Raw genomic sequence first — 8710 nt, forward strand, 5'->3', positions numbered from 1 at the left:
GTGGGCGAGCTCGGTTACCGCGTCCCCGAAGGCTTGGCTCCAGGAGTAGCCCTTGGAGACCTTTTCCGGCTTCTTGGGGTCAAAGCCCGGGGGGCCGTGCCAGTAGATGGGGTCGGCCTCGGCCACCTTGTACCCCTTGCCCTTCTTGGTGACCACGTGGAGGAGGGTGGGGCCGTCCAGGGCCTTGAGGTGCTCCAGGATGTGGACCAGGCCCTTGAGGTCGTGGCCGTCCACCGGGCCCACGTAGCGGATCCCCCAGGCGTAGAAGGGATTTTCCTGGTGCAAAAGGAGCTTCGCCGCCTCCTTGGCCCGGTCCACCAGGCCGAAGAGCTGGGGGGAGATGCGCTCCAGGATCTGCTTCCCCAGCTTCTCCGCGTCCTGGACCCACTTTCTTATCTGGAGCTCCTTGAAGTACTTGTTGAGCCCCCCCACGTTCTCGGAGATGCTCATCTCGTTGTCGTTGAGGACGATGAGCATCCGCTTCTGGAGCTCCCCGATCTTGTTGAGGGCGGCGAGGGCCATCCCCCCCGTGAGGGCCCCGTCCCCGATCACCGCCACCACGTGGTAGTCCTCCCCCAAAAGGTCCCGGGCGAGGACCATCCCCAAGGCGTTGGCGAGGGAGGTGGAGGCGTGGCCCGCGGTGATGGCGTCGTGGGGGGACTCGGAGACCTTGGTGAAGCCGGAAAGCCCCCCCTCCTGCCTCAGGGTGTGGAACCGGTCCTTGCGGCCCGTGACGAGCTTGTGGGCGTAGGCCTGGTGGCCCACGTCAAAGACCAAGCGGTCCCTTGGCGACTGGAAGACCCGGTGCAGGGCGAGGACGAGCTCCACCGCCCCCAGGGAGCTCGCCAGGTGGCCGCCGTTTTGCGCAGTGACCCGGATGATCTCGCTCCGGATCTCCTCGGCCAGGAGCTTAAGCTCCTCCAGGCTCAGGCTCTTCAGGTCCTCGGGGCCGTTCACGCGTTCCAAGACCATAGGGCCACCTCAGCGAAAGTTGCGTTCCACCAGCAGGCGCCCCTCGCGGGTGCGCACCTCCCCCACCCGGGGGGCGAACCAGACCTCGCGCACGTCCTGGCTCCGGCTGTCCCGGAAGCTTTGGCGGATGCGGAAGACGCGGAAGGTTCCCGCGGGCACCCGCACCTCCCGCTCCTCCAGGACCTCCATCCCGTAGTCCAGCCTCCCCTCGGCCAAGGGCTCCCGGCCCGAGGGGGTGAGGAGCTCCACCCGCACCTCCGTGGTCCCCCCCCAGCGGTAGCCCACCGCCAGCAGGGCCTCCGGGGGGTACTCCAGGAGGGGCGGGGTGAAGGCCACCCGGGCCGAGGGGTCCTGGAAGCCGAGAAGCCTCACCCCGAAGGGCCCTACCTGCCGGTAGTACACCCGGTCCTCCCCCCGCCCGAAGAAGCGGAAGCGGAGGGCTTCCTGACCGGCGAAGAACCCCGGTCCCTCTACCCTCAGCCGGTAGGGGGGGGCGGAGAGGGCCTCCCCGTCAGGCAGGTAGGTCCACTCCAGCCCAGGGGTGGCGGGGTAGAAGCCCTTTTCCTCAAGGAGAGGGCGGGCCTCCGGGGCCTGGGTCACCTGGGGGGCGCAGGCGGAAAGGGCAAGGGCGAGGGCCATAAGGTACTGCCTCATGGTACGGAGTTTACCCCTATCCCTCCCGTAGGCTGGCCAACACTTCCCCCAAGGTGGCCCCACGCGCTTACCTAACCCCTCATGCTGCTGGACCAAGGCGCGGGCGCTTAGGACCCCAGTTCCCGCTTTAGGCGGGCGAGCTCCTCCTCCACCTCCTTTTCGGCGGAGAGGGCGGAAAGCTCCTTGTCCAGGTCCTGGCCGTCTAGGGCCTTTAGGGCCTCGTGCCGGTCCTCCATGGCGAGGATTCTGGCCTCCATCTCCTCAAAGGCCTCGAGGGCGGGGTGCTGGTCTAGGCGGGACTCCATGCGCCGCACCGCCTCGGCGGCCTCCACCCCCTTCTTGCGGGCGAGGAGGAGGGCCTTGCGGGCCTCGGCCTCGTCTATCTTCGCCTCCAGGGCCTTGAGCTGGGTCATGAGGCGTTCCACCAGGGCCTTTTGCTCCTCGGCCTGCTGCCGGAAGCCCTGGGCCAGGTCCAGAGCCCTTTTCTTCCGCCTCAGGGCCTCCTTGGCCAGGTCCTCCCGGCCCGCCTTCAGGGCCTCCTTGGCCTTCTCTTCCCAGAGGAGGGCTTCCCGCTCGTGGCTTTCCACCTCCCGCTCCAGGCGCTTTTGCTCCGCCAGGGCCTCCGCCACCTGCTCCCTGGCCTCCCTTAGGGCCTCCTTCATGTCCAGGAGGGCCTGCTCGATGATCTTCTCCGGGTCCTCGGCCCGGCGCAGGAGGTCGTTGAGGTTCGCCCGGATGAGGCGGCTTAGGCGGTCCAGTAGGTTCATGGCTTTCCCCCAGGGCCCAGTATACCTTCCCGACGGGTTAAGCTTACGGGTGGGATGAGAAAGGCGCTTTGGTCCCTCCTTCTCCTCGGCCTTGCCCTGGCCCAGGGCCGCCTCGAGGCCGGGGCGTACCTGGGCCCCCGGGTTTCCCCCACCCTCGAGGCCGGCCTCGCCCTGGGGGAAGGGGAGGTCCTCCTCCGCCTCCAGGGGGATCGGGGGGCCTTGGGCTACCTGGGAAGCCTCTCCCTGGGGCCTCTGGGCTACCTGGCCTACGGCCTTCAGGGGGAGGTGGGCGAGGGGGGCTTGGGCGGGGCGGCCTTCCTGGAGGGCGGGGCCGGGCCCTTGGCCCTGGAGGGGAGGCTCGGCTACCGGCCCCAAAGGGCCTACCCCCTCTTCCCCGAGGAGGGGGCTTTCGGGCGGCTTTCTCTGCGCTACCGCCTGGCCCCGAGGGAGGTGGCGGGCTTCCTCCTAGAAAGGGAAGGGGGCCTTAGGGCCGAGGCCACCTACGCCTTGAGGGAGGAGGCCACCTACACCCTGGGGCTCGGGGTGGGGGCCTGGCCCTACCTGGTCCTGGGCTGGAAGGGGGAGGTGGGGGAGGAGGGGGAGGTCCTGGACCTATCCTTGCGCCTTGGGGGGGTGAACCGGCTGGAGGGGGGGGTTTACTTAGGGGAGGCTAGCCTCCTTTTCACCCTTTCCCATCCTTGGGCGGGTAGCCTCCTTCTGTGGCTTGGGGACCTGGGCCTCGAGGCGGGCTTTCGGGAAGCCCCCTACGCCTGGGTCCGCTACACCTGGAGGTGGCCGTGAGAAGACCGGAGATCCTTTGGCTTTGCGTCCTCCTTTTCCCTTTGGCCCTGGCCCAGACGGTGGCGGAGATCTTGGACCGGGTGGAGAAAAACCTCTCCGAGCCCTGGCAGGCGGTGGTCCAGGGGACCCTCCAAGGCCCCTCGGGGAAGGAAGAACTCCGGGCCCAGGTTTTCGCCATCCCCAAGGAGAACCTCTTCCGCATAGAGTTCCTGAAGCCCGCCTCCTTGGAGGGGAACTTCACCGTGATCACCGAGAAGGAGGTCTGGAACTACCTCTACCTCACCAACCAGCTGGTGATCGCCCCCAAGGAGAAGACCCAGGTCCAGGGCCTGGGCTTCAGCCCCCAGGGCCTCGGGGACCTAAAAGCCCTCACGGAGCGGGTTTCCCTGCGCCTTTGGGGCGAGGAGCGCCTGCCGGAGGGCGCCGCCTGGAGGCTCGTGGGGCGGGCCAAGGAGGGCCAGGGCTTCGCCGAGATGGAGCTCTACGTCCTCAAGGCCGACCCCAGGCCCATCCGCTTCGTCTTCAAGGACGAGGCGGGCAAGGTGCTGGCGGAGCTTAAGGTGGTGGAGTTCAAGCGGGCGAACCTCGCCCCGGCCCAGCTCAAGCGCTACCCCAAGGACGCCCAGGTGGTGCGCCGCTAGGGCTCGGCGTAGAGGGGGGTGGAGAGGTACTTCCACCCCCCGTCCGGGCTGATGCAGGCCACCCGCTTGCCGGGGCCGAGCTCGCGGGCCACCTGAAGGGCGGCCCAAATGATCCCCCCCGAGCTCATCCCCAGGAAAAGCCCCTCCTCCCGGGCGAGCCTCCGGGCGAGGGGGAAGGCGTCCTCCTCCCACACCTGGATCACCCCGTCCAGGAGGGAGAGGTCCAGGTTCTCGGGGATGAAGCCCGGGCCCATGCCCTGAAACCCGTGCTGGCCCATCTTCCCCCCGGAGAGCACGTTGGAGCGGGCGGGCTCCACGGCGATGACCTTCACGTGGGGAATCCTCTCCTTGAGGTAGCGCCCCACCCCGGTGAGGGTCCCCCCGGTCCCGGAGCCGTAGACGAAGGCGTCTATGCGGCCCTCCAGGGCCGCGTAGAGCTCGGGCCCCGTGGTCTCGTAATGGGCCCGGACGTTGGCGAGATTTTGGAACTGGTCCGGCATGAAGGCCCCGAGCTCCTCCTTGAGCCTCAGCGCCTCCTCCCTCGCCGCCAGCATCCGCCTCTCGGGGTCGGTGAGGACGAGCTCGGCGCCAAAAGCCCTAAGGACCCGCTTCCTCTCCTCAGACATCTGGGCGGGCATGGTGAGGATGAGGCGGTAGCCCCGGCTTGCGGCGATCATGGCCAGGCCGATCCCGGTATTGCCGCTGGTGGGCTCCACGATGACCTGGCCCGAGCCGGGTCTTAGGATTCCTCGCTCCTCGGCGTCTTTGATCATGTACCAGGCGGGGCGGTCCTTGATGGAGCCCCCGGGGTTTTGCCCTTCCAGCTTGACCCAGACCTCGGCCATATCCGGGGCCACCACCTTGGCGAGGCGGACCACCGGGGTCTTGCCGATCACCCCTTCCACCCGCATACCCCCACTATAGCCCTTGGCCAAGGGCGAAACCTCCAGGTCCTTTTCCCGGGGCCTCGAGTCTGCTAGGCTAGAGGAAGCAAGCCTGGCTTGCGAAAGGGTGACCATGAAGGTTGAACAGGACAAGGTAGTGACCATCCGTTACACCCTCCAGGTGGAGGGGGAGGTTCTGGACCAGGGGGAGCTTTCCTACCTGCACGGGCACGGCAACTTGATCCGGGGCCTCGAGGAGGCCCTGGAGGGCCGGGAGGAGGGGGAGCGCTTCCAGGTCCACGTGCCCGCCGAGAAGGCCTACGGGCCCCATGACCCCGAAGGGATCCAGGTGGTGCCCCTTTCTTCCTTCCCCGAGGACGCCGAGGTGGCCCCCGGGGCCCAGTTCTACGCCCAGGACATGGAGGGGAACCCCATGCCCCTCACCGTGGTGGAAGTCCAGGGAGAGGAGGTCACCATTGACTTTAACCACCCCCTGGCGGGCAAGGACCTGGACTTCGAGGTGGAGGTGGTGCGGGTACGCGAGGCCACGCCGGAGGAGGTCCTCCACGGCCACGTGCACGAGGGCGGCCACGCCCACTAAAGCGCTTCGCGGGGTCTTGCAGCCTTTGCCCCCTAGGACCTAAACTGATCTAGGTGCGGGTGCCTAGGCCCCGCTTCGCTCGGCCCCATCGTCTAGCGGTCAGGACGCGGCCCTCTCAAGGCCGAAACGGGGGTTCGATTCCCCCTGGGGTCACCATGGGCGGCTAGCTCAGCTGGCGAGAGCGCTCGCCTTACAAGCGAGAGGCCAGAGGTTCAAGTCCTCTGCCGCCCACCATTTGCTCCCACTCCCTAAGGGGGTGGGAGGTTTTCCTTTTCCAAAAGGCTTTGGACCCCCACAGGAAGGGCTTCCTCGGGAAAGAGGGCCCGGAAGCGCCGGGCCAGATCGGCCAGGAGGGGCCTTAGGCCTTCCTCCCTCAACGCCTCGGGGTAGAGTTCCCGCATGGCCTGAAGGAGCTTTTCCCGGGCCAGGTGCCGGGCCACCAGGAAAGCCTCCCCCTGTAGGCGCGGGGGCTTTCCCCGGTAGAGGCGCTCGGCCTCCTTGCGCACGGCGGGCGCTTGCAGGAGGCGCCGGCAGGTGGGGCAGGGGTGGGTTTCGCTGGGGGTCTGGCAGATGGGGCAGGGAGTGCCCTTTTGTCGCCGAAAAAGGGCCAAAGCCGCCCGGGCCACCTTGTCCCGAAGCTCAGGAGGGGCTTGCTCTGCCAAGGCCAGGGCCTTGCGGCTTTGGGCGAGCTTTACCCCTTCGGCGGGGCCAGGGTCTTGGGGCTTGGGGGAGTCCTCCGGGGCCTCCGGCCTTCCCACCTGGAAGCGGATCTCCTTCACCATCCCCGGAAAGCGCTCCTCGTAGCGGCGGAGGAGAAGGAGGCGGTGGTAGGTGAGCTGGTGGGCCACCACGGGATCGGGGACCCGCACCCAAAGGGTGCCCTCCTCCAGGGCCAGGGCCTCGGTGACCCCGGCCAAGCCCGGCCCCACCACCTCCCGCCAGGCGGCGAGAACCATGCCCCGCTTGAACCGCTCCTTGCCGCCGGCTCGCTTTAGGGCTTCGGGAATCAACTCCTTTAGCCGCCAGGGCACAGGACCACTCCTCCTTGCATGGAGCATACCACCACCCCTTCGGGCGCTTGGAGGCCGGTGAAGACCGCCTGGGGCAGGTCCTTGGCGTAACGCAGGACCGCCTGGCGCCGGGGTTCGTCCAGCTCCTCGCTCCACTCGTCCAAAAGGAGGAGGGGAGGCTCCCCGTGATGCTCGGCGAGGAGGCGGTGCTCGGCCAGGCGCAGGGCCAGGGCCAGGGCCTTGGCCTCCCCCCGGCTGGCGAACCGGTGGGCGGGGTGGCCCCGGAGGAGAACCACCAGGTCGTCCCGGTGGGGCCCCACCAGGGTCTGCCCCCGGAGGAGCTCTTCTTCCCGCTTGGCCTTAAGGGCCTCCAGAAGGCTCCCCTGGACGCTTTCCTCGAGGCGGAGGCTTGCCTCCCCGGGCGCCAGGGCCCGGTGCACCTCCTGGAAGATGGGCAGGAAGCGCCGGAGAAAACGCCTTCTCAGGGCCTGGATCTCCTCCCCGTAGCGGGCGAGCTCCTGGTCCCAAACCCCTAGCCCGTTTCCCCCCATCTTCAAGAGGGCGTTCCTTTGGCGCAGGACCTTCTCGTAGGCGGAAAGGAGGGCGGCGTAGCGCCGGGAGAAGCGGGAAAGAAGCCGATCCAGAAAGGCCCGCCTCACCTCCTTCGGTCCCAGAACGATCTCCACGTCTTCGGGGAGGACCAGCACCGAGCCGGGAAGTTCCCATAACGTCCTTAGGCCGACGGGCTTCCCGTTGAGGCGCACCTCCCTTCCTTCCGGGCCCAGACGCTGCTCCACCTGGTAAAGGCCGAGCTCGGTCTCCGCTTCGGCGAAGAGCCAGGCTTCCCGTTCCCCAAAGCGCACCAGGTCCCCCAGGGCTCCCGGCGCCTCCCCCCCCAGGAGGAGGTGCCAGGCCCAGAGGAGGTTGGTCTTCCCCTGGCCGTTCCCCCCCACCACGGCGAAGAGCCCCGGGGGAGGGCGGAAGACTTCCAGGGCCAGGTTGCGGAAGTTCCGCTGCCGAAAGAGGAGAAGCCGCATGCCAAGGATCACCCTTCGGTTGCGCAACAGGGGACGTCTAGACCACCCCCGCCCTGGCGAAAGCCCATTAGAGCCTCACCCGGCGGAAGAGGGCGGGGAGGAAGAGGAGGGCGAGGAGGAGGAGGGAGGCTCCAAGGAGGTACGGCCCCTCGGGGGCCAAGCGGTAGAGCCCCGTGCCCACGATGGGCCCGAGCATCCTTCCCAAGGCCTGGGCGGCGCTGTTGAGCCCCGCCACCAGGCCCTGCTCCCCTTCCCCCACCGCCAGGGAAAGCCCCGCCGTCACCCCGGGCCCCGCCAGGGCCGCCCCCGCCCCCTGGAGGGCGAGCCCCAGGGTCAGGGCGGGAAAGCTCTTGGCGAAGACCAGCACCAAAAAGCCCAGGAGGCCCACGGGCAGGCCCAGGAGGAGGAGGGTCCTGGGGGGCCATCCCGCCTTGCGCACCAGGAAGCCCTGGAGGAAGACCGCCACCAGGCCGTAGAGGACGAGGGCCGTGCCCACGCTCCGGGCGGTCTCCACCCCGGTTAGCCCCAGGCGGTCCTGGAAGTAAAAGGCGATGGTCTGCTCCAGGGCCACGCCGGAGAGGTTGAGGGCGAAGCCCAGGAGGAGGAGGGGGAAGACCCTCGGGTCAAAGGGGGAAAGCCGCTCCACCTCCTTCCTCCCTTCGGGCCTGGACTCGGGGAGGACCAGGTGGACGAAGAGGGCGTTTAGAAGGGCGATGCCCGAAGAGAAGAAGACCGGGGCCAGGAGGCCGAAGAGGGAGGCGAGCCCCGCCCCCAGGGCGGGCCCCAGGATCACCGCGAGGCCAAAGGCCGCCCCGAGGAGGGCCATGCCCGCGGTGCGGTTTTCCCGCCCCGTGACGTCCGCCACGTAGGCCTGGGCCGTGGGCAGGGTGGCGGAGCTGAAGGCCCCCCCGAGAAGGCGGGAGAGGAGGAGGAGGAAGAAGAGGAGGCCCGGGGGCAGGACCCCCTTTTGCCCAAGGAGGGCGAAGAGGCCGAAGAGGAGAAAGCTCGCGGCGAAGCCCAGGATGCCCACGAGGAGCACGGGCTTTCTTCCCCTTTCGCTCCGCCTGCCCCAGTAGGGGGAGAGGAGGAACTGCATGAGGGCGTAGCCCGTGGAGAAGAGGCCCACCTGGACCTCGCTTAGGCCAAGCTCCCTGCCCAAGGGCCCCAGGATGGGGAAGAGGATGGAAAGGCCCAGGACGCTGTTGAAGAGGGTGAGGAAGAGGAGGGCCAAGGGGGGCATGGCCCCGATTATATCCCTAGCCGAAGCGCCCGCTGATGTAGGCCTCGGTGTAGGGGTGCTTGGGTTTGGTGAAGAGGACCTCGGTGGGGCCTTCCTCCACCAG

10 protein-coding genes, 2 tRNA genes and 1 pseudogene are annotated in these 8710 nt (G+C 68.3%); 5 read left to right on the plus strand and 8 right to left on the minus strand.

The window, feature by feature from the left end; translation table 11 throughout:
• The 3 genes from AC01Y6_RS08740 to AC01Y6_RS08750 form a co-directional block, all read right to left on the minus strand.
• Positions 1-972 (minus strand): 1-deoxy-D-xylulose-5-phosphate synthase N-terminal domain-containing protein (locus AC01Y6_RS08740; RefSeq protein WP_476671150.1); only part of this gene is annotated, 972 nt, incomplete at its 3' end.
• Between the two features lie 9 nt (positions 973-981).
• The gene (locus tag AC01Y6_RS08745) at positions 982-1626 is read right to left on the minus strand and encodes a hypothetical protein (RefSeq protein WP_347240946.1); all 645 of its coding nucleotides are present in this window, start codon (positions 1624-1626) and stop codon (positions 982-984) included.
• A 107-nt stretch (positions 1627-1733) separates the two neighbouring features.
• On the minus strand, positions 1734-2393 hold the full coding sequence (locus AC01Y6_RS08750) for a PspA/IM30 family protein (RefSeq protein WP_428719637.1): 660 nt from the start codon (positions 2391-2393) through the stop codon (positions 1734-1736).
• Positions 2394-2447: 54 nt separating this feature from the next.
• Between AC01Y6_RS08750 and AC01Y6_RS08755 the strand changes: the two genes are divergently transcribed.
• Together AC01Y6_RS08755 and AC01Y6_RS08760 are read left to right on the plus strand one after the other, a co-directional pair.
• Entirely contained in the window at positions 2448-3194 is a 747-nt protein-coding gene (locus AC01Y6_RS08755) for a hypothetical protein (RefSeq protein ID WP_476671151.1), read from the plus strand.
• The gene (locus tag AC01Y6_RS08760) at positions 3191-3835 is read left to right on the plus strand and encodes an outer membrane lipoprotein carrier protein LolA (RefSeq protein WP_347240943.1); all 645 of its coding nucleotides are present in this window, start codon (positions 3191-3193) and stop codon (positions 3833-3835) included. The genes AC01Y6_RS08755 and AC01Y6_RS08760 overlap by 4 nt, the downstream gene beginning before the upstream one ends.
• Here the strand turns inward: AC01Y6_RS08760 and cysK are convergent.
• Entirely contained in the window at positions 3832-4746 is a 915-nt protein-coding gene (cysK, locus tag AC01Y6_RS08765; RefSeq protein WP_428715944.1) for a cysteine synthase A, read from the minus strand. The genes AC01Y6_RS08760 and cysK overlap by 4 nt on opposite strands.
• 106 nt (positions 4747-4852) lie before the next feature.
• On the opposite strand from cysK, the gene AC01Y6_RS08770 reads away from it, so the two are divergent.
• The 3 genes from AC01Y6_RS08770 to AC01Y6_RS08780 all read left to right on the plus strand — a co-directional run bounded on the left by AC01Y6_RS08770 (position 4853) and on the right by AC01Y6_RS08780 (position 5554).
• Complete coding sequence (locus AC01Y6_RS08770) at positions 4853-5320, plus strand: FKBP-type peptidyl-prolyl cis-trans isomerase (protein WP_428719633.1); 468 nt, start codon at positions 4853-4855, stop codon at positions 5318-5320.
• A gap of 81 nt (positions 5321-5401) precedes the next feature.
• Positions 5402-5476 (plus strand) — tRNA-Glu (locus tag AC01Y6_RS08775).
• A 1-nt stretch (position 5477) separates the two neighbouring features.
• Positions 5478-5554: transfer RNA gene (locus AC01Y6_RS08780), tRNA-Val, on the plus strand.
• 14 nt (positions 5555-5568) lie between these two features.
• On the opposite strand, the gene AC01Y6_RS08785 is transcribed toward AC01Y6_RS08780, so the two are convergent.
• The 4 genes and pseudogenes from AC01Y6_RS08785 to AC01Y6_RS08800 form a co-directional block, all read right to left on the minus strand.
• Complete coding sequence (locus tag AC01Y6_RS08785) at positions 5569-6351, minus strand: DciA family protein (RefSeq protein ID WP_347241552.1); 783 nt, start codon at positions 6349-6351, stop codon at positions 5569-5571.
• Positions 6336-7367, minus strand: coding sequence for a DNA replication/repair protein RecF (gene recF / locus AC01Y6_RS08790; RefSeq protein ID WP_476671155.1), 1032 nt, complete (start codon positions 7365-7367; stop codon positions 6336-6338). Before recF ends, AC01Y6_RS08785 begins: the two co-directional genes overlap by 16 nt.
• A 67-nt stretch (positions 7368-7434) precedes the next feature.
• Complete coding sequence (locus AC01Y6_RS08795; protein WP_476671153.1) at positions 7435-8607, minus strand: MFS transporter; 1173 nt, start codon at positions 8605-8607, stop codon at positions 7435-7437.
• Between the two features lie 16 nt (positions 8608-8623).
• A pseudogene (locus AC01Y6_RS08800) lies at positions 8624-8710 on the minus strand (phosphate ABC transporter ATP-binding protein); the annotation flags it as partial.

The sequence above is a fragment of the Thermus sp. genome (genome assembly GCF_056332225.1).